We start from the raw sequence: 22,368 nt of genomic DNA, 5'->3' as shown, positions 1-22,368 counted from the left end.
TGAACGGGATCGCCGGCGCCTCGTCCCAGTCGAAGCGGTAGCTCCAGACATCGGCATGGCCGCCGGCCAGCATCGCGTCGGCCGGCGTGTCCACATGCACGGCGCGCCAGGCGTCCGACTGGAAGCGCGACTCTGCCAGGTAGGCCGGGCGGTCGCGCAGCAGCGGCATCTTGCCGAACAGCAGCCGCGAGTGCTCTGGCTTGTCGGCCAGGAAGGTGCGCACCTCGTCGCGGTTGCTGCCGAGGATCACCGGCACGCGGTTCCAGGTGCCGGAGGCGAACAGCTCGGGCAGCGGCTCGACGGGCAGCACCACGCCGTCGCGCGCGGCCCGCGGCGCGAGGTAGATGCCGACGCTGCATGGCGCGTGCACCGCGATCAGCTGCGCCGGCGTCAGCGCGCGCAGGAAGCCGGCCACGTCCTGCGCGGGCTGCTGCTTCAGCGCGTCGTGCGCGGCGCACACGTCGGCGCTGCGCCCGGCCGCGTGCCACAGCCGCGCGCTGACCTCGAGCGAGCCGCAGCGGCGGCTGTCCAGTGGCGAGTCGATGCCTTGCACCGCCTCGTCGAGGCTGAAGCTCTCCGCCACCGGCGACTGTGCGATGGCGCGGTGGAACAGGCCGGCGGCCAGCGGGCTGGCCAGCAGCAGCATCACGTTCTGCCCGCCGGCCGACTCGCCGAAGATCGTCACGCGCTGCGGGTCGCCGCCGAAGGCCGCGATGTGCTCCTGCACCCAGTGCAACGCGGCGATCAGGTCGAGCAGACCGAAGTTGCCCGAGCGCTCCTGCGCTGTCGCGCCATCTGCCTGATGCAGCGCAGGGTGGGTGAACCAGCCCAGCACGCCGAGCCGGTAGTTGACGGTGACGACCACCACGCCGTCCTGCGCCGCCAGCTTGCGCGCCACGTCGTAGCTCGAGGCGCTGCCGACCGCGTTCGCCCCGCCATGGATCCACACCATCACCGGGCGGCGCTGCGTGCCCTGCGGCACGGCATCCGGCGCGCAGGCCGGCGCGAACACGTTGAGGAACAGGCAGTCCTCGTCGCCGACGACGCGGCCATGCTGCGCGGGCGGCACCGGTGCGAGCAGCCCGGCGATCTGCGGCGCGATCGGCCCGTGCGCCAGCGCCTCGAAGCAGCCCGTCCACGGCGCCGGCGGTTGCGGTGCGCGCCAGCGCAGCGCGCCGATGGGCGCGGCAGCGTAGCGGATGCCGCGCCAGGCGTGCGTGCCGTCGCCCTCGTGCGAGCCGATCAGTTCGCCGGCCGCGATGCGGCGCAGTGAGAGGGGGTCAGGCGATCTGGGCTGTTGCGGCATGTTCGTCGTGCGGTGAGGAGGGGGCAGCGCTGCGCACCAGCGGGCGCAGCAGGAAGCGGGCGAGCGCGGGCAGCAGCACCAGCGCGCCGACCATGTTCCACAGGAACATGAAGGCGAGCAGGATGCCCATGTCGGCCTGGAACTTGATCGGGCTGAAGAACCAGGTGCCGACCGCCAGCGCGAGTGTCAGGCCGGTGAGCAGCACCACGCGGCCGGTGAAGCGCAGCGCGGCGCGGTAGGCCGCGTCGATGCTGTCGCCGGCGCGCAGGCGCTGCAGCATCACCGCCAGCACGTACAGCGCGTAGTCGACGCCGATGCCCACGCCCAGCGCGATCACCGGCAGCGTCGCCACCTTGACGCCCATGCCCAGCAGCACCATCAGCGCTTCGCAGAGCATCGAGGTCAGCAGCAGCGGCAGTACGGCGACGACGGTCGCGCGCCACGAGCGGAAGGTCAGCCAGCACAGCAGCAGCACCGCGCCGTAGACCCACAGCAGCATCTCGCGCATCGCCTGGCGCACGACGATGTTGGTGGCGGCATCGATGCCGGCCGAGCCGGCGGCGAGCAGGAAGCGGGCGTCCGACGCGGGCTGCGCGGCGATGAAGGCCTCGGCCTCGGCGATGACGCGGTCCAGCGTGTCGGCCTTGTGGTCCTTCAGGTAGACGTACAGCGAGAGGAACGAGCAGGCCTTGTCGAACAGCTCGCGCGGCGCCTGCGCCTGCACGCCGCCGAGCGCCTGGTCGTTGGCGATCAGTTCGTACCACCTGAACTGACCCTCGTTGTAGCCGACCATCGCCAGCCGGGCCAGGCCGGCCATCGACTGCGTGCCCTCGACGCCGGGCAGCTGCTGCAGCCGCCAGGCCAGCGCGTCGACCTGAGACAGCGTCGCGTAGCGTGTGCACTGGTCGTCGGGCGTCGTCACCATCACGGTCAGGATGTCGGTGCTGGCCGCGTAGTGCCTGGCGAGGTAGGCGTTGTCGCGGTTGTAGCGCGAGTCGGGGCGCAGCTCGGGTGCGCCGGCATCGAGGTCGCCGACCTTCAGCTGCAGGCTCAGCGCGGTGGCGCCGGCCAGCACCAGCGCGGCAATGCCGCAGGCGGCCAGCGCCGGGCCGCGCTGCGTGAAGCTGGCCAGGAAGGCCCAGCCGCCGCGCAGCTCGCCGCCCTGTTCCTGGCGCAGGCTGCGCTCGGCCGCCTTGGCGCTGACGCCGACGTAGGACAGCAGCACCGGCAGCAGCACGAGGTTCGTGAAGATCAGCACCGCGACGCCGATGCTGGCGATCACCGCCAGGTCCTGGATCACGCGGATCGCGATCAGCGCCAGCACCGCGAAGCCAACGGCATCGCACAGCAGCGCGGTGAGCCCGGCGACGAACAGCCGGCGGAAGGTGTAGCGCGCCGCCACCACGCGGTGCGTGCCGCGGCCCACGTCCTGCAGGATGCCGTTCATCTTCTGCGCGCCGTGGCTCATGCCGATGGCGAACACCAGGAAGGGCACCAGCACCGAGTACGGATCGAGCGCGTAGCCGGCGCTGCTCAGCAGCCCGAACTGCCACACCACCGCGATCAGCGAGCAGGCCACCACGATCAGCGTCGAGCGCACGCAGCGTGTGTAGGCATACAGCACGCCGGCGCAGATCACCAGCGCCAGCACGAAGAAGCCGAGCACCTGGCGCACGCCTTCCATCAGGTCGCCGATCACCTTGGCGAAGCCGATCACGTGGATGCCGATGCGCTCGCCCTGGTACTTCGTGCGCAGCTCCTCGATGCGCCGGCCGAGTTCGCCGTAGTCCAGCGGCGCGCCGGTGCGCGGGTCGGTGTCGAGCAGCGGCACGTAGACGATGCTCGAGCCGAAGTCGGCCGCCACCAGCTGGCCGATCTCGCCCGAGCGCTCGACGTTGGCGCGCAGCTCGGCCATCGCCTGCGGGCTGCCGTCATAGCGGTCGCTGATCACCGTGTCGCCGTCCAGGCCGTCCTCGGTGACGGCGACCCAGCGTGTGTTGGCGGTCCACAGCGACTTCATGAACGGCCGGTCGACGCCGGGCAGCAGGAAGATCTCGTCGTTGAGCTGGCGCAGCGTCTCGAGGTAGTCCTTGTCGAAGATGTTGCCGCCCTTCGCTTCCACCGCGATGCGCAGCGCATTGCCGCCACCGGCCAGCTGGGCCTTGTGGGCCAGGTAGTTGGCGATGTACGGGTGCTTGGCGGGGATGGTCTTCTCGAAGCTCGCGGTGAGCTGCAGGCCCAGCGCCTGCCAGCCCAGCAGCAGCGTGATCAGCAGGCAGATCGCCAGCACCCAGGGCCGGTGGTTGAAGAACAGCCGCTCGGCGGCCGAGCCGCTGGCGGTGTCGAAGTCCTGCAGCTCGCGGATCACCGGCTGCGCGGTGTCGTCGGGGGTCGGGGTCACGTCGGGGTCTCTGTGCAATCAGGCGGACGGGTCAGGCCGCCGCGTGGCGCTTCACGCCGCGCAGGCCGGCCAGCACGATCGGGCCGCCGTCGGTGGCGGCCAGGGCGGCGGCGGGGAAGGGCGGCGTGGCGGCGTCGCGCTGGAAGCTCTGGCCATCGTCGCGGCTGGTCAGCAGGTCGCCGTTCTGCGCCGCCAGCACGATGCGGCCGTCGCTGCGCTGCACGCCGGCGGAGATGCCCACCGGCACCGGGTTGGCCACCGGCGTCCAGCGGTTGCCGCCGTCGGCGGAGCGGAAGATGTTGCCGCGCAGGCCGTAGGCGAGTACGGCGCCGCTCGCGGTGATCAGCACACCGAAGAAGCTGCCCTTGTAGGGCGAGGCCAGCGCCTCGAAGCTGGCGCCGCCGTCGCTCGAGCGCAGCAGCAGCCCCTGCTCGCCGGCGATGAAGATGCGATCGCCGGCACGGCGCACGCCGTACAGGTGCAGCTGCCGCGGGTTCGGCAGGCGCTGCGCGAAGCTCTGCGGCGCCGCGCCGTCGCGCCACTCCAGCGCCAGGCCGTAGGCGCCGACGGCCAGCAGCGCGCCGCCGCCCAGCGCGAGGTCGAACCAGGGCTTGTCCGCGCCCTCGTCGACCTTGCGCTGCGCGGCACGGCGCTGCGCTTCGTCGGCCGCGCCCTGCAGCGCCAGTTGCGCGGCGCGCACGCCGTCGAGCTGCAGCGACCAGCTGGCGCCGGCGTCCTCGGTGCGCAGCAGCACGCCGAAGTGCCCGGCGGCCCAGCCGCGGCGCTCGTCGGCGAAGGTCAGCGCCGTCAGGCTGGCCTGCACCGGCACGCGCGACTGTGCCCAGGTCTGGCCGTCGTCGTCGCTGCTCAGCACGATGCCGCGCTCGCCGGCGACGACGATGCGCCGCCCGGCGCGTGCCGCGGCGAGCAGCGCCGCGCGCGGCGCTAGCGGCGTGAGCAGCGCCGGTTGCTGCAACACCGCCGGCAGCGCCGCAGGCGCGGCGGCCGGGGCACGCGCCGTGGCCAGCGCGAGGCCCGCGCCGGCAAGCAGTCGGCGCCGCTTCACCGCGTGCTCTCGTTGGCCAGTTCCTCGGGGCTGAAGAAGCTGCGCTCCAGCTTGGGCAGCACCTTGACTTGCGTCGGCAGCTCGTTGGTCGCCATGTTCAGGTAGTAGGCGCCGGTCTGCATGTCGTAGCCGCCCCAGAAGATGTTGCCCAGCACCGCGGGAATGTCCGGCGCGGTCAGCGTCAGCGTGTAGTTGGTGCGCCAGAGTTCGCCCTTGGCGTCCCAGCCGTCGAACAGGATGATCTGCCAGGTGTCCTCGTCGATGTAGTACTTGCGCTTGGCCGCGACGTGGCGCTTGCCGGCCGCCAGCGTCGCCTCCACCTCCCACACGCGGTGCAGTTCCCAGCGCACCAGGCCCGGGTTGAGCGTGTTCGGGGTGACCAGGTCGGCCACCTTGGCCAGCGCCGCGCGGTTGTTGTTGTAGGGGATGTAGAGCTCCTTCTTGCCGACCAGCTTGAGCTCGTGCTTGTCGATCGGGCCGAACAGGTTGAAGGCCTCGTCGAACAGGCCGATGCCGCTGGTCACCGCGTCGGGCGTGTCGTAGCCCACCGAAGGCGCCTTGCGCACGCGGCGCTGGCCGACCAGGTACTGCCACAGGCCGCGCGGCGCGCTGGCGTTCAGGCCGTCGTGCGCGAGGATGGCCTCGCCGGCCTTCGAGCCGGGCTCGGTGGCGGCGAACTTGCCCAGTGCGTAGTAGCCGTCGAACTTCTCCGGCGTGAGCTCCGGGTCGTGGATGACGCGGCGGAAGGTCTGCGTGCCGCCCGAGGCCATCGTGCGCTTGCCGTCGGCGGTCATCACCCACACGCGCAGCGGCGTCTGCGTGTTCACGCCCAGCCAGGCCATGCGGTGGTTGAGGATGACCTCGTAGGCGTCCTTCGGGATCGGGAACGGGATGCCGCCGAACGCACCCTCGACGCCCTGGCCGTTGTCGACCAGCTTGGCGCGCGTCGCATTCTTGAAGGTGTTGTCGTAGATGTGCTGCGGCGCGGCGCCGCTGCGGCGCGTCGGGTAGACGTCGATGCGGAAGTCCGGGTACTTCTTCATCAGCGCCTTGACGCCGTCGCTCAGCTTCGCCGCGTGCTGATCCATGTTCTTCGCGTTGATCTGCAGCAGCGGCTTGTCGGCCGGGTACGGGTCGGGCCGCGGCTGGCCGTTCTTGTAGCCGGCCGCCGGCTTGGTCAGGCCGCCGTCCCAGGCCGGGATGCTGCCGTCCGGATTGGCGCCGCGTTCGGCGCCCAGCGGCGTCAGCGTGGTCTTGAGCTTGGCGGCTTCTTCGGCCGTGACGGCGGCCGAGGCGGCCAGCGGAAGGAGGGCGGCACAGGCGGCCGCCAGCAGGGTGCGTTTCATGGGGTGTCTCCGTGTGATCTTCAGAAGGTGGTCGACGCGCTGAAGGCGACGTAGGCGCGGTCGCTCAGCGTCTGGCCGAAGCTCAGCTGGCGCGGTGAGCCGGTGCCCTGCACCAGCGTCTCGGTGAAGGTGCGCGCCTTGCCGAAGAAGTCGTTGTAGGTGAGCGAGAAGTTCCAGGCGTTCTGGTAGCGGGCCTTCACGCCGATGGTCCAGTCGCCGCCGTCGGAGACGCCGCCGGCGAAGTTGCCGATCGCGGAGGAGCGACCGCCGAAGTTGTAGCCCACGCCGATCGGCACCGACAGGTCGAGCCCGCTGGCCACCTGGAAGTAGCTCGGCTCGAACAGCACGCGCATCGCGAACGCGCCCTTGGTGGTGTTCGGGTCGAGCCCGCCGATGCCCTGGCTGCTGCCGTCAGCCGCGGCGAAGATGTCGCGCGTGATCTTCAGCCGCCGGTTGTAGGCGATCTCGCCGAGCAGCGCGCCGCCCTGCCACAGCGCCGAGGGCTGCAGCACGTAGATGCCCGAGAGCTGCAGGTGCGCGGTGTTGCCCACGGCATAGCAGGGCGTGTCGTCGCCGGTGTCGCAGGCCAGCACCGGGCTCGGCCCGCCGATCACCGCCGGGTCGCTGTTCAGCGGCGTGTTCTGGCGCACCGAGCCTTCCAGCGCCCAGTTCAGCTGGCCGATCGACGAGGTGACGCTGGCACCGAACGCGCGGATGTTCTTCGCGTAGGCCACGCGCACATGGCCCTGCGTGAAGTCGAACACCAGGCCGCTGGGGGTCTTGTCGTGGTACTGCACCGCGTACAGGCCGTACTCGTAGTCGCCGCCGGTCGGGCTCCAGCGCAGCTGCACGCCGCCCTGGCCGCTGTTCTTCGGCTGGTTGTCGGCAGCCGTGTCGACCGGCAGCTCGATCGGCGAGCCGTCCGGCGCCTGGCCGAAGTTGACGCGCCCGCCGCCGATGTAGTCCTGGTTCGAGAAGTAGCTGCCGACGCCGGGCAGCTTGCTCTTGCGCCACTTGAACTGGTAGTAGGCGCCGAGTTGCAGGCCCTCGGCCAGGCGCAGCGTGCCCGAGACCTGCTCGACCGGCAGCAGCACCTCCTTGAACTGCCAGCCCGGCACCGAGACGATGCGCGCGATGTCCACCGGCCCCTGCGCGTTGGCGATTCCGTTCTGGCCGAAGAACAGGCTCTCGCCCCATTGCAGCGTGTGCTTGCCGACGCGCAGGTTGGCCTTCATCCCGGCGACGTCACCCTTCAGGTAGACGAAGGCGTCGAGCAGTTCGCCGCCGCGGCCGTGCTGGCGGCGGGTGGAGGGCAGGAACTCGTTGGCGTCCTGGCCGAAGTTGTTGTTCGAGGTGCTGACCACCGGCCCGAGCGGGTTGCCGGCGGCGTACAGCGCGCTGCCCTGGTAGTCGCTGCGGCCGAGGTAGGCGCCGTCGTGCCAGGCGGTGCCGCTGATGCGGCCGCCGTAGTTCGGTGCCGAGACGTCCAGCTCGGTGAGCAGGTCGAAGCGCCGCGAGATCAGGCCCTTGCGGAAGTTGTTGTTGCCGTCGTCCTCGTTGACGGTGCCGGGGTCGACCGCCACGTCCAGCCGCGACAGCGCGGCCGACGGGTCCTTCAGCCGGTAGCCGAGGCTGAACTTCGGCGTCAGGTCGAGGCGGACCTTCAGGTCCGGGTCGGGGGTCTCGATCTCGAAAGCGTGAGCTGCGGGCGCGAGCGCGAGCAGTGCTGCAGCCGCAAGGGCGGTGCGTTGGATCATGGTGTGTCTCCTTGTGAGGTTGTTGTGCTGCCGCGCGCTCAGGGCTTGGGCGCGGCGCCGGAATCCAGCCTGAAGCTGCCCTGGTCGATGCGCAGCATCACGACGCCGCGCGGGTCGAAGCCGAGGTGATCGGCCGGCGTGTAGTTCAGGACGCCATGCGAGACGGCGATCTCCTTCTCGCTCTCCAGCGCGTCGCGCAGCGCCTGGCGGAACGCCGCGCTGCCCGGCCTGGCGCGCTTGGCTGCCACCGGCACGATGCGCTCGAGCACCTTGAGCGCATCGAAGGCATGGGCGCCGAACTGGGTGCGCGAGTTCGCGCCGTGCAGCTTCTCGAAGCGGGTCACGTAGTCCAGCGCCACCGGCCGGATCGGGCTGCCCGGATCGAGCTGTTCGGCCACCAGCACCGGCCCGGCCGGCAGGATCGCGCCCTCCATGGCCTTGCCGCCGACGCGCACCAGATCCGGCGAGCCCGAGCCGTGCGTGTGATAGACAGGCCCACGCCAGCCGCGCTCCTTGAGATTGATCTGCGGCATCGCCGCGGCCGAGCCGGCGGCGACCAGCAGCACGGCGTCGGGCTTGGCCGCCATCACCTTCAGCGCCTGGGCGGTGATCGCGGTGTCCATCGGCGCGAAACGCTCCGTCGCGACGATCTCCAGGCCGGCCTTCCTGGCCGATGCCGTGAAGGCCTGCAGCCACATCTCGCCGTAACCCTCGCTCCAGCCGAGGAAGGCCACGCGCCGCACCTTGTCCGCGACCATGCGCGAGGCCAGCACGTCCGCCATCAGCGGCACCGGCTGCGCCAGCGGGAAGGTCCAGTCGGTCGCGCCGCCGGGGCGTGGTGCGGGCGCGAATGCGAGTTGCACCGTCTTCGCTTCGGCCGCCACCGGCGCGATCGCGAACACGCCCGGCACGCCGGACGAGCCGAGGATCAGGTCGACCTTGTTCTCGTCGACGAACTTGCGCGCGTTCCTGACGGCGCCGGTGGTGTCCGATGCATCGTCGAGCACGATCAGCTTCACCGGCTCGCCGGCGATGCGCTCGGGCCACAGGGCCAGCGAGGCCTTCTGCGGCAGGCCCAGCGACGACAGCGGACCGGTCAGCGACAGGCTCACACCGATCGTCAGCTCGGCGTGCGCCGCGGCCGCCGCAGCGGCCAGCAGCGCGGCGACGCCGAGGCGCCTGAAGTGGTTCAACATGCTTGTCTCCTGTTGTGGTGTTCTGTGTCGCCGCGCGAGGCGGCGATCCGGCTCAGAGGTAGGTCGCCGCGAAGCCGCCGTCGACCGGCAGGTTCACGCCGCTGATCCAGCGCGAGGCGTCGTCGCACAGGAAGGCGATGGCCGGCGCGATCTCGTCGGCCAGACCCGGCCGCTTGATGCGGTGCGCATCCGCCTCGACGCGCTCCTGGCCGAGCTGCGCGACGAACTCGCCGAGGATCGGCGTGAACACCGGCCCCGGCGCGACGCAGTTCATGCGCACGCTGCGCTGCATGAACCACTCGCGCGAGCGCTGCATCGTCCAGACGATCAGCGCTTCCTTGAAGTACTCGTAGCAGCCGGCCTGCTCGACCGGGTGGCGCGCCAGCCAGGCCAGGCCGCCCTCGAAGCCGGCGACTTCCGCCAGCGCCTTGTGCGTCTCCAGTCGCTGCGCATAGAAGTGACCGAGGATGGACGACACGTTGACGATCGAACCACCGGCGGGCATGCGCTCGACGATGCGTTCGCACAGGTGGCGCAGCCCGAGGTAGTTGACCCGCGCGACCAGCCCGACCGGCGCGGTGCCCGGCACGCCGGCGATGTTGCACAGCGCGTCGATGCGCTCGGGTAGTTGCTTCACTGCGGCATCGATTGCTGCCGCCTCGGACAGGTCGGCCTTGACGAAGCCGTCCAGCGTCAGCATGGGCTCGTTGCGGTCGACGCCGATCACATGCGCGCCGTGGAAGCGCAGCAGTCGGGCCGTCTCGGCGCCGATGCCCGAGCTGGCGCCGGTGACGACGACGGTCTTGTCTTGAAGGTTCATGGTGCAGTTCGAGGAGGTGTTTGGATGCGCGGAATCAGAACGGGTACTGCGGTGCCGTGTCCTTCACGGTCAGCCACTGCCAGGTGGTGAAGGCTTCCCAATCCGCCGGGCCGCCATGCACGTTGCCGTTGCCGGCGACGCCGGGGCCGCCGAAGGGGTTGGTGGCGTCGTCGTTGACCGTCTGGTCGTTGACGTGGACCATGCCGGCGCGCAGCCGCTGCGCCACTGCCATCGCGCGGCCGACCGAGCGCGAGATCACCGCGGCGGCCAGGCCGCCGGCGTGGTCGTTGGCCAGTGCCACGGCCTCGTCGTCGGTGCGGAAGCTGATGAGGTTCAGCACCGGGCCGAACACCTCCTCGTCGTGGCAGCGCATGCCGGGCTTGACGTCGGCCAGCACGGTGGGCTTGTAGAACAGCCCGTCGTAGGTGCCGCCGGCCAGCAGCCGGGCGCCGGCCTTCACGCTGTCCTGCACCACCGCATGCACGCGGTCGCGCTGGCGGGCATCGATCAGCGGCCCCAGGGCCACCTGGCCGCTCGCGCCGTCGCCCACCGGCAGGTGCGTCGCCTTGCCGACCAGGCGCTCGGCCAGCGCGCCGACGATCGACTCGTGCACGATCACGCGGTTGGTGGCCATGCAGATCTGGCCCGAATGCAGCCAGGCGCCCCAGGCGGCGTTGCCGGCGGCGAGGTCGATGTCGGCGTCGTCGAGGATGACCAGCGAGTTGGTGCCGCCGAGCTCGAGCGACACCTTCTTCAGCTGCCGCGCGGCCAGTTCGCCGACGCGCCGGCCGGCGGTCGCCGAGCCGGTGAACGAGATCATCTGCACCGCCGGTTCGCCGACCAGCGCTTCGCCGACCTCGGCGCCGCCGGGCAGCACGTGCAGCACGCCGGCGGGCAGGCCGGCCGCCTCGAACAGCTGAGCCAGCAAGTAGCCGCCGGAGACGGGCGTGCGCGCGTCGGGCTTGACCAGCACGGCGTTGCCGGCGGCCAGCGCCGGCGCCACCACGCGCAGCGTCAGGATCAGCGGGAAGTTGAACGGCGAGATCACGCCGACCACGCCGAGCGGTACGCGCCGCGCGATGCTCAGGCGCCCCGGCACGCTGGGCAGCACCTGACCCTGCGGCTGCATCGGCATCGCCGCCGCGACGTGGCAGAAGGTGATGGCCTCGCGAATCTCGTGCTGGCCCTTGGGCAGGATGGCGCCGGTCTCGCGGGTGACCCACAGCGCCAGCTCGTCGAAGTGCTGCTGCAGCAGCGCGGCGGCGCGCAGGAACACGGCGGCACGCTCGCGCGGCGGCGTGGCCGCCCAGGCAGCCTGCGCGGCGGCGGCACTGCGTGCAGCCGGTGCCACGTCGGGCGCCTGGGCCAGGCCGCAGCGCGCCAGCACCTGGCCGGTGGCCGGCTCGATGATGTCGGTGGCGGCACCGGCGGCACGCCAGCCGTTGCTGTACAGGTGTTCGCGCCAGGCGGTGGGGTTCAGGAAGCTTGTCTGTGCCACGTTGTTGCTCCGTCCGAGGGTCGAATTCATGGACCTTGGCTGATCATTAGCCAGGCTAGTGATAATACGAGCTGAGTGTTGTTGCCGACAGTCGTTGCTCCCTGGGGGAAACCACGAGCCGTCGCCGGTTGGAAGGGCAATGCACGTGCCACGCGATGTGCCGCGGGCTCGGTGCGGGTGCTGGCACGCGGCGCCGTCACGAGGGAACAGGAGGGGCCTTCTCCGGACTTTCCCGGACCCCGTTTCGGGGCCGTTGCGGGGGCGTCAGTGCTGAATCGGCTTTACGCAAATCAAGAAAATCAAGGCAAACTCGCACGCCGCCGCTTGATCAATTGAGGAAGCCGATGTCCAAGTCGCCCCGCATCTCCCTGGCCGAGATGGCCCGCCAGAGCGGCGCCGTGCTGCGCCGCGGCGACAGCTCCAACTTCGACCCGAGCCGCGGCCTGCCGCCGACGCTGGCCGACCTGACCGAGTCGCTGTTCTTCTCGCCCGGCGACGGCCGCATCTGGATGAACGACCAGCGCATGCTGCTGATCCACAGCTCGGCGATGGGGCACCTGCGCCGCGAGTTGATCGACACGCTCGGGCTGGAGCGTGCGCGCGGCCTGCTGACGCGCGCCGGCTACGTCAGCGGCGCGCGCGACGCGCAGCTCGTGCGCGAGCGCTGGCCCGACGGCGACGCTGCCTCGGTGTTCATGGCCGGCACGCGCCTGCACGCGCTCGAAGGGGTGGTGAAGGTGACGCCGCTGTCCTTCGAGTTCGACATCGACCGCGGCACCTACGAAGGCGAGTTCCTCTGGGAGCATGCCAGCGAGGACGACGAACACATCGGCGCCTACGGCATCGGCACCGAGCCGGCCTGCTGGTCACAGGTGGGTTATGCGACCGGCTACGTGACCAGCCTGTTCGGGCAGCTGGTGGTGTTCCGCGAGATCGAGTGCCGCTCGATGGGCGGGAGCGTCTGCCGCGTGGTCGGCCGCCACGCCGCGGCCTGGGGTGACGTCAGCGAGGACCTGCGTTACCTGCAGGCGCAGGACTTCCGCAGCCTGGCGGCGCCGGACCCGCTGCCGCAGGCCGCGCCTGCCGAGCCGCCGCTGGCGGCGGCTGGCGCCGACCCGCACGAGATCGTCGGCGCTTCGTCCGCCTTCGCGTCGGCCTGCCATCAGCTCGACCGCGTGGCGCGCACCCAGGCCACCGTGCTGTTCACTGGCGAATCGGGCGTCGGCAAGGAGGTGTTCGCACGGCGGCTGCACCGCGTCAGCAGCCGCTCGGCGCAGCCCTTTGTCGCGGTCAACTGCGCGGCCATCCCGGAGACGCTGATCGAGAGCGAGCTGTTCGGCGTGGAGCGCGGCGCCTTCACCGGCGCGAGCGTGTCGCGCCCGGGGCGCTTCGAGCGCGCCGACGGCGGCACGCTGTTCCTCGACGAGATCGGCACGCTCAGCCTGGTCAGCCAGGGCAAGTTGCTGCGTGCGCTGCAGGAGAGCGAGATCGAACGCGTCGGCGGCAGTCGCACCGTGAAGGTGGACGTTCGCGTGGTCGCTGCCACCAATGTCGACCTGCAGGCCGAGGTGCGTGCCGGGCGCTTCCGCGAGGACCTGTTCTTCCGCCTCAACGTCTACCCGATCCACCTGCCGCCGCTGCGCGACCGCCGCGACGACATCCCGCTGCTGATGAACCACTTCCTGCGCCGCGAGGCGGCACGCCACGGCCGCCGCGTCACCGGCTTCACGCCACGGGCGGTGCGGGCGCTGCTGCACTACGGCTTCCCGGGCAACATCCGCGAACTGCAGAACCTGGTCGAGCGCGGCGTGATCAGCGCCGAAGAGGGCACACCGATCGACGTGCGCCACATGTTCCGCCGCGAGCAGCTGTCCGAGGAGACGCTGCTGGCGATCGGCGCGCACGGTGCGCTCGCGCCGCGCGCCGGCGACGATGTGCCCAACCTGCTGCAGCACCTGCAGTCCACGCTGGGCCGCGAGGCCCTGCCGCTGCCCGAGCTGGAAGCGCGCCTGTTGCGCGAGGCAGTCGAGGCCGAAGGTGGCAATCTCTCGGCCGCCGCGCGCCGGCTCGGGCTCAGCCGCGCGCAGCTCGCCTACCGGCTCGAGCGCAGCGGCCGCGACCTATAATCGATAGCCATGCTAATGAACGAATCCGAGCGATGAGCGCCGACCCGCGACCCTGTCTCGTCCTCGTGCCCGGCCTGGCCTGCGATGCGGAATGCTGGGCACCGCTGCTGCCGGCGCTGTCCGGACATGCCCGCCCGTGGGTGGCCGAAGGCGGCGGCCATGAAAGCATAGTCGCGATGGCCGACGCGCTGCTGCGCGATGCGCCGGCGCAGCAGTTCGCGCTCGCCGGCCACTCGCTGGGCGGGCGCATTGCGCTCGAGGTGATGCGCCGCGCGCCGCAGCGTGTGTTGCGCCTGGCGCTGCTCGACACCGGCTGGCACCCGCTGCCCGAGGGCGAGGCCGGCGTGCAGGAATGTGCGCAGCGGCTGGCGCTGGTGGAGCTGGCGCGGCGCGAGGGCATGCGCGCGATGGGTGAGCGCTGGGCGCCGGGCATGCTGCACCCGCAGCGCCTGGGCACGCCGGTGCACGAGGCCGTGCTCGACATGGTGGCGCGCCAGTCGCCGCAGCGCTTCGCCGCGCAGCAGCAGGCGCTGATGCAGCGGCCCGATGCCGGCGCGGTGCTCGACGCGATTGCCTGCCCGACGCTGGTGCTATGCGGCCGCGAGGACGCCTGGAGCACGCTGGCCCGCCACGAGCAGATGGCCGCGCGCATCCGTGCCGCGCGGCTGGCGGTGATCGATCACTGCGGCCACATGAGCACGATGGAGCAGCCGCAGGCGGTGGGCGAGGCGTTGCTGGCGTGGCTGCAAGACGCCCCCGCAACAAGATGAACGACGCCGAACTGCAGCGCGCCGTAGCGATCGCCGGCTGCTGCGACACCATCGCGCGTGCCGCGCGCCTGGCCGACCTGCAGCAGCACGAGGCCTTCGCCGCGCTGTTCACCGAGGACGCCGAACTGCAGCGCCCCGGCGGCGGCTGGTTGCGCGGCCGCGATGCCATCCTGGCGGCCTACCGCGAGCGGCCGGCCGACCGGCTGACGCGCCACCTGGTGGCCGGCACGGTGGTCGATCTGCTGGCCGATGGGCAGGCCACGGCGCTGAGCACGGTGCTGCTGTGGAGCGGCCAGAGATCCGATGCCGAAGGGCCGTCCGGCCGCCCGGTGCATGGGCCGCGGCGCATCGGCGAGTTCGACGACCGCTTGCGCCGCGGCGACGACGGCGTCTGGCGCATCGTGCGCCGGCAGGCCTGCTTCGTGCTGCACGAGGGCGAAGGCGGCTGAAGCGCGTTCCTACAATCGGCGCCACCATGCCCATCGCCAAGAAGACCGCACCGGCCGCCAAGCGCAGGGCCGCCGAAGACGCCGATCCGCTCGAACGCTTCGACTTCCAGCGCGATTCGCTGGGCTACACCTTGCGCCGTGCCCAGGTGCATGCCTACGACCTGTTCTTCGAGATGCTCGGCCCGCTGGAGCTCTCGCCGGCGCGGCTGACCGCGCTGTCGATCATCGCGATGGAGGCCGACATCAACCAGGCCGCGCTGGCGCGCCGGCTCAACGTGGCCGGGCCCAGCGTGATGAAGCTGATCGATGCGCTCGAAGCGGCCGGCTTCATCCGCCGCATGGACGTGGCCGGCGACCGGCGCCGCTACTCGCTGGTGCTGACGGCCTCCGGCCGCTCGATGCTGGACACGCTGCGCGAGCGGCTCGACGCCTACGAGGCGCGCCTGGCGAAGCGGCTGAGCGCGGCCGAGCGCAAGCAGCTGATGGCCTTGCTGGAGCGCGTGGCCGACGCGCCCTGAGCGGATGCGGCCTCAGGCCGCTGGCAGCACCGTGCCGCTGCACAGGCCGAAGCCGATGCGCCGCGCGCCGGCGCGCTCGCAGTGGCCGGCGAGGATCAGCGTATCGCCATCCTCGAGGAAGGTCCGCTGCTCGCCGTTGGGCAGCGTGATCGGCTGCTTGCCACCGGCGCTGAGCTCGAGCATCGAGCCCGACTCGCCCGGCCGCGGGCCGGACAGCGTGCCCGAGCCGAGCAGGTCGCCGCTTTGCAGGTTGCAGCCGTTGACGGTGTGGTGCGCAACCAGCTGCGCGGCCGTCCAGTAGGCCGCTTCGGCGGCGTTGCTGCGCGAGATGATCGTGGGCGGCAGGCCGGCCTCGCGCATCGCGGCGGTCTGCAGCCGCACCTCGAGCTGGATGTCGAGCGCGCCGGCGGCACGGTTGGCGGCGCCATCGAGATAGGGCAGCGGCTGCGGATCGCCCTCGGGGTGCGCGAACGATGCACGGAACGGCGCCAGCGCTTCCATGGTCACGATCCACGGCGAGACGGTGCTGGCGAAGTTCTTCGCCAGGAAGGGGCCGAGCGGCTGGTACTCCCAGGGCTGCACGTCGCGCGCCGACCAGTCGTTGAAGAGGGTCACGCCGAACAGGTGCTGTTCGGCCTCGTCGATCGTGATCGGCTCGCCCAGCGCATTGCCCGCACCGATCAGGAAACCCAGCTCCAGCTCGTGGTCGAGTCGTTGCGTGGCTGCCAGCCGCGGCGCCGGATCGCCCGCCACCTGGCCGCGAGGCCGGCGCACCGGCTGGCCGCTGGGAATGATCGACGAAGCCCGGCCGTGGTAGCCGATCGGCACCCACTTGTAGTTCGGCAGCAGTGGGTTGTCCGGGCGGAACAGCTTGCCCACCGCGGTGGCGTGGTGGATGCCGACGTAGAAGTCGGTGTAGTTGCGGATGGGGCAGGGCAGGCCGAGCTCGACGCTGCGCATCGGGCGCAGGGCCGACCGCCAGGCGCTCTCCTGGGCGCTGCCACGTTGCAGGCCGTTCGACAGCGCCGCGCGCAACGCGCGCCGCTGCGCCGGCGGCAAGGCCATCAGGCGGTGCATGTCGGCGTGATCGATGAGGCCTGCCAGTCGCAGGTCCAGCACCTGGTCGCCGATCGCCACGCCGATGCGCCAGTCTTCGTTCGCGTTCGAGCGGAAGCGACCAAAGGGCAGGTTCTGGATAGTGAAGTCACCGTCGTCCGTGTTGGCCGACTCGACCCAGCTCGCCAGCGCCGGATCGTGCGTGGCGTCGATCGCTGCCGTGCCGCTCACTGCTTGAACTCGCGCTCGTGCAGGAAGGCGGCGTGCTTGGGCGCGCGCTTGGTCTGGCTCCACTCTTCCAGCATCTGCCACTTCACCGCGTCCATGCGCTTGAGCATGGACTCCTCGTCGGGATCCGGGCAGGCCAGCTCGACGCGGTGGCCGCTGGGGTCGAAGAAGTAGATCGAGTGGAAGGCGCCGTGGTCGGTCACGCCGAGCACGTTCACGCCATTGGCTTCGAGGTGGGCCTTGTACTCGAGCAGCGTGGCGCGGTCCTTCACGCGGAAGGCGATGTGCTGCACCCACTCCGGCGTGTTCGGGTCGCGGCCCATGGCCGGCCTGGTCGGCAGCTCGAAGAAGGCGAGCACGTTGCCGGCGCCGGCGTCGAGGAAGATGTGCATGTACGGGTCCGGCTCCTTCGTCGAGGGCACCTGGTCCTCGGCGATGGCGAGCACGAAGTCCATCTTGAGCATCCTGCCGTACCACTCGACGGTTTCCTTGGCGTCCTTGCAGCGGTAGGCGACGTGGTGGATGCGGTCGATCTTCAGCATGATGGTTTCCTTCGATGGATGGGGTTCAGACGCCTTCGCGTGCCGCCGCCAGCGCCTCGCGCAGCACGCGCAGGTCGCCGATGTGGTTGGCCAGCAGCAGCACCAGGCGGGCGTTGACCATCTGGCTCTGCGCGTCGTCGAGGTCGCGGTGGGTGTCGATCAGCGCTTCGTAGAAGTCGTCGCCGGGTGTGTAGGCATGACGATGGCGTTGGCCGGGGATGCCGAAGTTAGGTGCGGTCACCAGAGTGTTCATGGCAGGCGTTCCTCGCGGTTCAATGCAGGCCGAGGGCCCGGCGCAGCGCGGCCTGCACGGCCGTGCCATCGTAGCCCCGCCAGCGCGCGGCGACATGCTGGTCGGGGCGCAGCAGGTAGACGGTGCCGGGGCGGCCGTCGAGCCGGCGCGCCACATGGCCCTCGACGTCGACCAGGTCGCCCGCGACCACGGCGCTGCCGGGCGACTTCACGCGGCGCACCGCCAGCGGCACCGGCAGCGCGGGCAGTTCGATCGCCGCGTCACCGAAGACCAGCAGCGTGAAGCCCGCGTTGCCCGCGCCACCCAGTTCGCGCAGCAGCCAGTGCGACTGGCCGTTCATCACGACGGGGGCATCGTCCAGCGGCGCGCCGGGCACCATCCAGCCTTCGAAGCTGTCGGCGTCGGGCGTGTTCAGCGGCGAGGCGCTGAGCGTCGTCGGCACCGACAGTCGCCCCGAGTTGACCAGCGTGCGCGCGAAGGCATGGCGGCTCGCCAGCCCCAGCACGGCGTTGCGGAACAGCTTCGAGACGGCGCTCTTGGGCGTGATGAAGTCGGTCGAGCGGGTCGAGTTCAGCAGGTTCTCGTCGGCGGCGAAGCCGCGCTCGTCGCTGTAGCTGTCGAGCAGCGTTTCGGGCGCGACACCGTCGATCACTGCCTTCAGCTTCCAGCCGAGGTTGTCGGCGTCCTGGATGCCGGAGTTCGCGCCGCGCGCGCCGAAGGGGCTGACCTGGTGCGCGCTGTCGCCGGCGAACAGCACGCGGCCGTGGCGGAAGCTCGCCATGCGCCGGCACTGGAAGGTGTAGACGCTGACCCATTCGAGCTCGAACTCATGGTCCGCGCCGAGCATGGCCTGGATGCGCGGGATCACCTTCTCCGGCTTCTTCTCCTCCTCCGGGTCGGCATCCCAGCCGAGCTGGAAGTCGATGCGCCAGACGTTGTCGGCCTCGCGGTGCAGCAGCACGCTCTGGCCGCGGTGGAAGGGCGGGTCGAACCAGAACCAGCGCTCGGCCGGGAAGTCGGCCTTCATCACCACGTCGGCGATCAGGAAGCGGTCCTGGAACACCTTGCCCTCGACCTCCAGGCCGAGCTGGCGGCGGATCGGGCTGCGCGCACCGTCGCAGACCACCAGCCAGTCGCAGGCCAGCGTGAACGTGCCGTCGGGCGTCTCGACCTGCAGCGTCGCGCCGCTGCCGCGCGGCTCGACCTTCACCACCTTGTGCTTGAAGCGCATCTCCAGGTTGGGCAGCGCGCGAGCGCGGTCGACCTGGTACTGCTCAAGGTAGTACTGCTGCAGATTGACCATGCCCGGGCGCTCGTGGCCGGGGTCGGGCAGCAGGTTGAAGCTGAACACCTCCTCGGTGTCGAAGAAGGTGCGGCCGACGTTCCAGGTCACGCCCTTGTCGATCACCGGCTGGCCGCAGCCCTGGCGGTCGAGGATCTCCAGCGTGCGCTTGGCGTAGCACAGGCCGCGCGAGCCGACGCTGACGGTGTTGTCGTCGTCGAGCAGCAGCACCGGCTGGCCGCGCAGTGCCAGTTCGGTGGCGGCAGACAGGCCCACCGGGCCGGCGCCGACCACGACGACCGGGCGGCGTGCCGGGGGGGTGGCGTCCAGCTCCGGCGGCCGGCGGTACTCGAAGGTCGGGTAGGTGAAGGTCGAATGCACGGTTCAGCTCTCCAGCGTCTCCCACATCTGGCGGTCGCGCTCGGCGGTCCAGATGCGCGGGTCGCGGTATTGCGTGGCCTCGTCGTAGGCGCGTGTCACGTCGAAGGGCATGCAGTGGTCGAAGATCACCCAGTGGCCGTACTTCGGCTTCAGCGCCGCGTAGGTCTCGCGGTAGACGGTCTTCAGGTCCTTGCCGGTGGCGGCGCCGGCCTTGACGCTGGCGTACAGGTCGGAGACGAAGGCGCGGGTCACGTCCAGCCCCTTGCTCACCTGCGCCTCGCCCTTGAGCGCCGGGCCGCGGCCGGGCACCAGGGCGCTCGGCTTGAGCGCGGCGATGTTCTGCAGCGTCTGCGGCCAGTCGCTGAAGTAGGCGTCGCCGGCATAGGGCGTGGCGTCGAACTCGACCAGGTCGCCCGACAGCAGCGTCTTCTCGCCGGGCAGCCAGACCACGGTGTCGCCCTTGGTGTGGCCGCGGCCGAGTTGCAGCAACTGCACTTCCAGCTTGCCCAGCCACAGCGTCAGCTTGCCGCTGAAGGTGATGGTCGGCCAGGTCATGCCGGCAGGCACCGTCTCGACGTTGCGGAACAGGCGCGGGAAGCGGCCGATCTCGCTGGCCTTGTCGGCCTCGCCGCGCTCGACGATCAGGTCGTAGGTGTCCTGGCTGGCCAGGATCTGCTGCGGCTGGTAGGCGCTGGCGCCGAGCACGCGCACCGCGTGGTAGTGGGTCAGCACCACGTACTTGATCGGCTTGTCGGTGACCTCGCGGATGCGGCGGATCACGTCGGCGGCCATCGCCGGCGTGGCCTGCGTGTCGGCCACCAGCACCGCGTCGTCGCCGATCACGATGCCGGTGTTCGGGTCGCCCTCGGCGGTGTAGGCCCAGGCATGCTCGGAGAGCTGCTCGAAGGTGACCTTCTTCTCTTCGGTATCGGCGTGGCTGGCAAAGGCCTTGGTGTTCATGGCGGCGTCCTCGGGGTGCGTCGGTCGACAAACCGGTTTGCGAATGGCGAACGAGTTTGCGGTCGAGCATGAGATTTGTCAATAGCGAATGCGTTTGTTAGAGTTGGCTCCATGCGCAAGCCTGTCGAAGAAGAACCGCCGCGCGAACAGCGTGCCGTGCAGTCGGTGGAGGTGGGCGGCCGGCTGCTGCTGGCCATGGCCGAGCACCCGGCGCCGATGACGCTGAAGGATCTGGCCGCGCATGCCGGCCTGCCGCCGTCGCGCGCCCACCCCTATCTGGTGAGCTACGGCAAGCTCGGCCTGGTGCAGCAGGATGCGACCAGCGGGCGCTACGCGCTCGGCCCGGCCGCGTTGCGCATCGGCCTGACCTGCCTGTTCCAGCTCGACCCGATCAAGGCCGCCGTGCCGGTGGCCGAGGCGCTGGCGGCAGCGACGGGGCAGGCGGTGGCGCTGGCGGTGTGGGGAAACTTCGGGCCGACCGTCGTGCGGCTCATCGAAGCGCGCCAGCCACTGCACGTGGCAATGCGCGCCGGCACGGTGATGGCGATGTTCGGCACCGCCACCGGCCGCGCCTTCGTCGGCGCGTTGCCGCGCGAGCGCTTGCTGCAGGCGCTGGGCGGCCCGCTCGGTGGCGCGCTCGATGGCCTGGCCCATGGCGGGCCGCAGGCGTCGCTGGCGCCGGCGCAGCTCGACGCCGAGCGCGGCCCGGCCCAGGCCGAACTGCAGGCCCATGGCGTGACGCGCGCGGTCGGCCGGCCGATTCCCGGCGTCAATGCCTTCAGCGCGCCGGTGCGCGATCACGAGGGCGAGGTCGCGCTGGTCATCACCATGCTCGGCCACCAGGACCACTTTCCCTCGGCCTGGTCGTCGCCGATGGCGGCGGCGGTGCGGGATGCGGCGACGCAGGTGTCGGCCAGCCTGGGCTACCGGCTGGCGAAGCCTTCGCCGCGGCGCGGCGCGCGCTGAGCCCGACCCGGCGGGGCGAGTCGGCGGCACCGCGCCGTCCCCATCGCGGCGGACAGACAGCGCCGGCGGCGGCGCCTATCGTGAAGGCTCTTCTGCTTCGCTCGAAGGACGCCGCCGTGTTCATCCGCAACTGCTGGTACGTGGTCGCCTGGGACCACGAGATCCCTGCCGATGGGTTGTTCGCTCGCACCGTGATCGGCGAGCCGCTGGTGCTGCACCGCACGGCGGCGGGCGAGATCGTCGCGCTCGAGGACCGCTGCTGCCACCGCCTCGCGCCGCTGTCCAAGGGCCGCAAGGAGGGCGACTGCGTGCGCTGCGGCTACCACGGCCTGCTGTTCGATGCGCAGGGCGTGTGCGTGCAGATCCCCGGGCTCGACACGGTGCCGCCGAAGGCCAGGGTGCGCAGCTATCCCGTGGCGGTGAAGAACCGCTGGGTGTTCGTCTGGATGGGCGACCCCGCCAAGGCCGACACCGCCGAGCTGCCCGACAACTTCTCCTGCGAGCACCCGGACTGGCACTACAAGCCCGGCTACCTGCACTACGACACGCCCTACCTGCTGATCGCCGACAACCTGCTCGACTTCTCGCACCTGAGCTACGTGCACGAGAAGACGCTGGGCGGCACGCCGGCGATCGCGCAATCGCGCCCGACGATCGAGAAGGTGCCGCGCGGCGTGCGCGTTTCGCGCCACGTGAAGGACGTGCCGCCGCCGCCCTTCTACAAGCGCATGCGAAGCTTCGATTCGAACATCGACCGCCACTTCGTCTACGACTTCCTGCTGCCCTCGACGCTGCTGATGCACTCCGGTGGCCGCCCGACCGGCACCACCGACAGCGACGGGCCGCTGGCCGTGCGCCTGCATTCCTGCCAGACGCTGACGCCGGAGACCGAGACCAGCACGCACTACTTTTTCCAGCAGGCGGTGCCGACCGACCAGGGCGGCATGAGCCTGGCCGACATCGTCTATGCCAGCCTGGAGCAGGCCTTCAACGAGGACCGCGACATGATCACCGCGCAGGCGCAGGCCATCGCGATGAAGCCGGATGCGCCGATGCTGCCGCTGGCGATGGATTCGGCGCTGATCCAGTTTCGGCGCCTGGTCGATGATGCTTTGCGGGCGGAGGGGAACGTCGTCTAGGCGGCGTTGCGGTTTGCGCGGCCAAGCCGCAGCCGGGCAGGCCACGGCGTGCCGCTGAGCCGGTCGGCGCACAGCGCCGACTCCCCTGCGGTGCTCGGGCTCGCGGCCGCGCCGCGAAACTCACTGCGCGAGCTTCGCTCGCTCCGTTCAAACAGTCGCGGCGAAGTCAGTTCACGAGGCGCTCTGCGTGCGCCGGCCGCGAGCCCTCCGCTCCTCGGCGGCTCACAGGCACGCCGTGGCCTGCCCGGCTGCGGCTTGGCGAACCGGAGGGGGCATGCCAAGAACAAGCGGGGCATGCCACCGTTGGT

19 protein-coding genes are annotated in these 22,368 nt (G+C 70.9%); 6 read left to right on the top strand and 13 right to left on the bottom strand.

All coding sequences use genetic code 11. The features are described 5' to 3' along the window. From AAG801_RS26330 to AAG801_RS26295, 8 genes are all read right to left on the bottom strand, one after another. The coding region (locus tag AAG801_RS26330; RefSeq protein WP_341891034.1) for a carboxylesterase family protein at positions 1-1,306 on the bottom strand (1,306 nt) is incomplete at its 3' end. Then, positions 1,281-3,707: an MMPL family transporter gene (locus AAG801_RS26325; protein WP_341891033.1), complete on the bottom strand. Its 2,427-nt coding sequence runs from the start codon at positions 3,705-3,707 to the stop codon at positions 1,281-1,283. The genes AAG801_RS26325 and AAG801_RS26330, both read right to left, overlap by 26 nt. 31 nt (positions 3,708-3,738) lie before the next feature. Next, positions 3,739-4,773 (bottom strand): YCF48-related protein, encoded by a 1,035-nt coding sequence (locus AAG801_RS26320; protein ID WP_341891032.1) that lies wholly within the window; start codon positions 4,771-4,773, stop codon positions 3,739-3,741. After that, complete coding sequence (locus AAG801_RS26315) at positions 4,770-6,119, bottom strand: DUF1329 domain-containing protein (RefSeq protein WP_341891031.1); 1,350 nt, start codon at positions 6,117-6,119, stop codon at positions 4,770-4,772. Before AAG801_RS26315 ends, AAG801_RS26320 begins: the two co-directional genes overlap by 4 nt. Positions 6,120-6,139: 20 nt before the next feature. Continuing rightward, positions 6,140-7,876 carry a DUF1302 domain-containing protein gene (locus tag AAG801_RS26310; RefSeq protein WP_341891030.1) on the bottom strand — a complete coding sequence of 579 codons (1,737 nt, stop codon included), beginning with the start codon at positions 7,874-7,876 and terminating at the stop codon, positions 6,140-6,142. A gap of 38 nt (positions 7,877-7,914) precedes the next feature. Next, positions 7,915-9,072 (bottom strand): ABC transporter substrate-binding protein, encoded by a 1,158-nt coding sequence (locus tag AAG801_RS26305; protein ID WP_341891029.1) that lies wholly within the window; start codon positions 9,070-9,072, stop codon positions 7,915-7,917. Between the two features lie 52 nt (positions 9,073-9,124). Further along, entirely contained in the window at positions 9,125-9,892 is a 768-nt protein-coding gene (locus AAG801_RS26300; RefSeq protein ID WP_341891028.1) for a coniferyl-alcohol dehydrogenase, read from the bottom strand. A 34-nt stretch (positions 9,893-9,926) separates the two neighbouring features. Continuing rightward, the gene (locus tag AAG801_RS26295) at positions 9,927-11,390 is read right to left on the bottom strand and encodes a benzaldehyde dehydrogenase (protein ID WP_341891027.1); all 1,464 of its coding nucleotides are present in this window, start codon (positions 11,388-11,390) and stop codon (positions 9,927-9,929) included. A 344-nt stretch (positions 11,391-11,734) separates the two neighbouring features. On the opposite strand from AAG801_RS26295, the gene AAG801_RS26290 reads away from it, so the two are divergent. From AAG801_RS26290 to AAG801_RS26275, 4 genes are read left to right on the top strand one after another with little or no spacing between them, the layout of a single operon-like run. Beyond that, positions 11,735-13,516: a sigma-54-dependent Fis family transcriptional regulator gene (locus tag AAG801_RS26290; RefSeq protein ID WP_341891026.1), complete on the top strand. Its 1,782-nt coding sequence runs from the start codon at positions 11,735-11,737 to the stop codon at positions 13,514-13,516. Between the two features lie 32 nt (positions 13,517-13,548). Next, on the top strand, positions 13,549-14,286 hold the full coding sequence (locus AAG801_RS26285; protein ID WP_341891025.1) for an alpha/beta fold hydrolase: 738 nt from the start codon (positions 13,549-13,551) through the stop codon (positions 14,284-14,286). Then, entirely contained in the window at positions 14,283-14,735 is a 453-nt protein-coding gene (locus AAG801_RS26280; RefSeq protein WP_341891024.1) for a nuclear transport factor 2 family protein, read from the top strand. The genes AAG801_RS26285 and AAG801_RS26280 overlap by 4 nt, the downstream gene beginning before the upstream one ends. Before the next feature lie 26 nt (positions 14,736-14,761). Next, positions 14,762-15,253, top strand: coding sequence for a MarR family transcriptional regulator (locus AAG801_RS26275; protein WP_341891023.1), 492 nt, complete (start codon positions 14,762-14,764; stop codon positions 15,251-15,253). Between the two features lie 12 nt (positions 15,254-15,265). Here AAG801_RS26275 and fahA read toward each other — a convergent pair whose 3' ends face one another. From fahA to AAG801_RS26250, 5 genes are read right to left on the bottom strand one after another with little or no spacing between them, the layout of a single operon-like run. After that, positions 15,266-16,540, bottom strand: a complete 1,275-nt coding sequence (fahA, locus tag AAG801_RS26270; RefSeq protein WP_341891022.1) for a fumarylacetoacetase — start codon at positions 16,538-16,540, stop codon at positions 15,266-15,268. Continuing rightward, positions 16,537-17,076 carry a VOC family protein gene (locus AAG801_RS26265; RefSeq protein WP_341891035.1) on the bottom strand — a complete coding sequence of 180 codons (540 nt, stop codon included), beginning with the start codon at positions 17,074-17,076 and terminating at the stop codon, positions 16,537-16,539. Before AAG801_RS26265 ends, fahA begins: the two co-directional genes overlap by 4 nt. A gap of 28 nt (positions 17,077-17,104) precedes the next feature. Beyond that, a complete protein-coding gene (locus tag AAG801_RS26260; RefSeq protein WP_341891021.1) occupies positions 17,105-17,332 on the bottom strand; it encodes a DUF2783 domain-containing protein in 228 nt (75 codons plus the stop codon). A gap of 19 nt (positions 17,333-17,351) precedes the next feature. Further along, positions 17,352-18,995 carry an FAD-dependent oxidoreductase gene (locus AAG801_RS26255; RefSeq protein WP_341891020.1) on the bottom strand — a complete coding sequence of 548 codons (1,644 nt, stop codon included), beginning with the start codon at positions 18,993-18,995 and terminating at the stop codon, positions 17,352-17,354. 3 nt (positions 18,996-18,998) lie between these two features. Continuing rightward, on the bottom strand, positions 18,999-19,955 hold the full coding sequence (locus AAG801_RS26250) for an MBL fold metallo-hydrolase (protein ID WP_341891019.1): 957 nt from the start codon (positions 19,953-19,955) through the stop codon (positions 18,999-19,001). 111 nt (positions 19,956-20,066) lie between these two features. On the opposite strand from AAG801_RS26250, the gene AAG801_RS26245 reads away from it, so the two are divergent. After that, entirely contained in the window at positions 20,067-20,921 is an 855-nt protein-coding gene (locus tag AAG801_RS26245; RefSeq protein WP_341891018.1) for an IclR family transcriptional regulator, read from the top strand. Between the two features lie 80 nt (positions 20,922-21,001). Further along, positions 21,002-22,060, top strand: coding sequence for an aromatic ring-hydroxylating dioxygenase subunit alpha (locus AAG801_RS26240; protein ID WP_341891017.1), 1,059 nt, complete (start codon positions 21,002-21,004; stop codon positions 22,058-22,060). Positions 22,061-22,368 lie beyond the last annotated feature (308 nt).

Source organism: Variovorax sp. YR752 (genome assembly GCF_943372545.1).
This window is presented reverse-complemented; position numbering and strand designations above follow the sequence as displayed.

Excerpts from the sequence above, each read along its gene's own strand:
- AAG801_RS26310 (WP_341891030.1), bottom strand. The coding sequence starts at position 7,876 with ATGATCCAACGCACCGCCCTTGCGGCTGCAGCACTGCTCGCGCTCGCG.
- AAG801_RS26315 (WP_341891031.1), bottom strand. The coding sequence starts at position 6,119 with ATGAAACGCACCCTGCTGGCGGCCGCCTGTGCCGCCCTCCTTCCGCTG.
- AAG801_RS26290 (WP_341891026.1), top strand. The coding sequence starts at position 11,735 with ATGTCCAAGTCGCCCCGCATCTCCCTGGCCGAGATGGCCCGCCAGAGC.
- AAG801_RS26250 (WP_341891019.1), bottom strand. The coding sequence starts at position 19,955 with ATGAACACCAAGGCCTTTGCCAGCCACGCCGATACCGAAGAGAAGAAG.
- AAG801_RS26280 (WP_341891024.1), top strand. The coding sequence starts at position 14,283 with ATGAACGACGCCGAACTGCAGCGCGCCGTAGCGATCGCCGGCTGCTGC.
- AAG801_RS26260 (WP_341891021.1), bottom strand. The coding sequence starts at position 17,332 with ATGAACACTCTGGTGACCGCACCTAACTTCGGCATCCCCGGCCAACGC.
- AAG801_RS26285 (WP_341891025.1), top strand. The coding sequence starts at position 13,549 with ATGAGCGCCGACCCGCGACCCTGTCTCGTCCTCGTGCCCGGCCTGGCC.
- AAG801_RS26305 (WP_341891029.1), bottom strand. The coding sequence starts at position 9,072 with ATGTTGAACCACTTCAGGCGCCTCGGCGTCGCCGCGCTGCTGGCCGCT.
- AAG801_RS26245 (WP_341891018.1), top strand. The coding sequence starts at position 20,067 with ATGCGCAAGCCTGTCGAAGAAGAACCGCCGCGCGAACAGCGTGCCGTG.
- AAG801_RS26275 (WP_341891023.1), top strand. The coding sequence starts at position 14,762 with ATGCCCATCGCCAAGAAGACCGCACCGGCCGCCAAGCGCAGGGCCGCC.
- AAG801_RS26300 (WP_341891028.1), bottom strand. The coding sequence starts at position 9,892 with ATGAACCTTCAAGACAAGACCGTCGTCGTCACCGGCGCCAGCTCGGGC.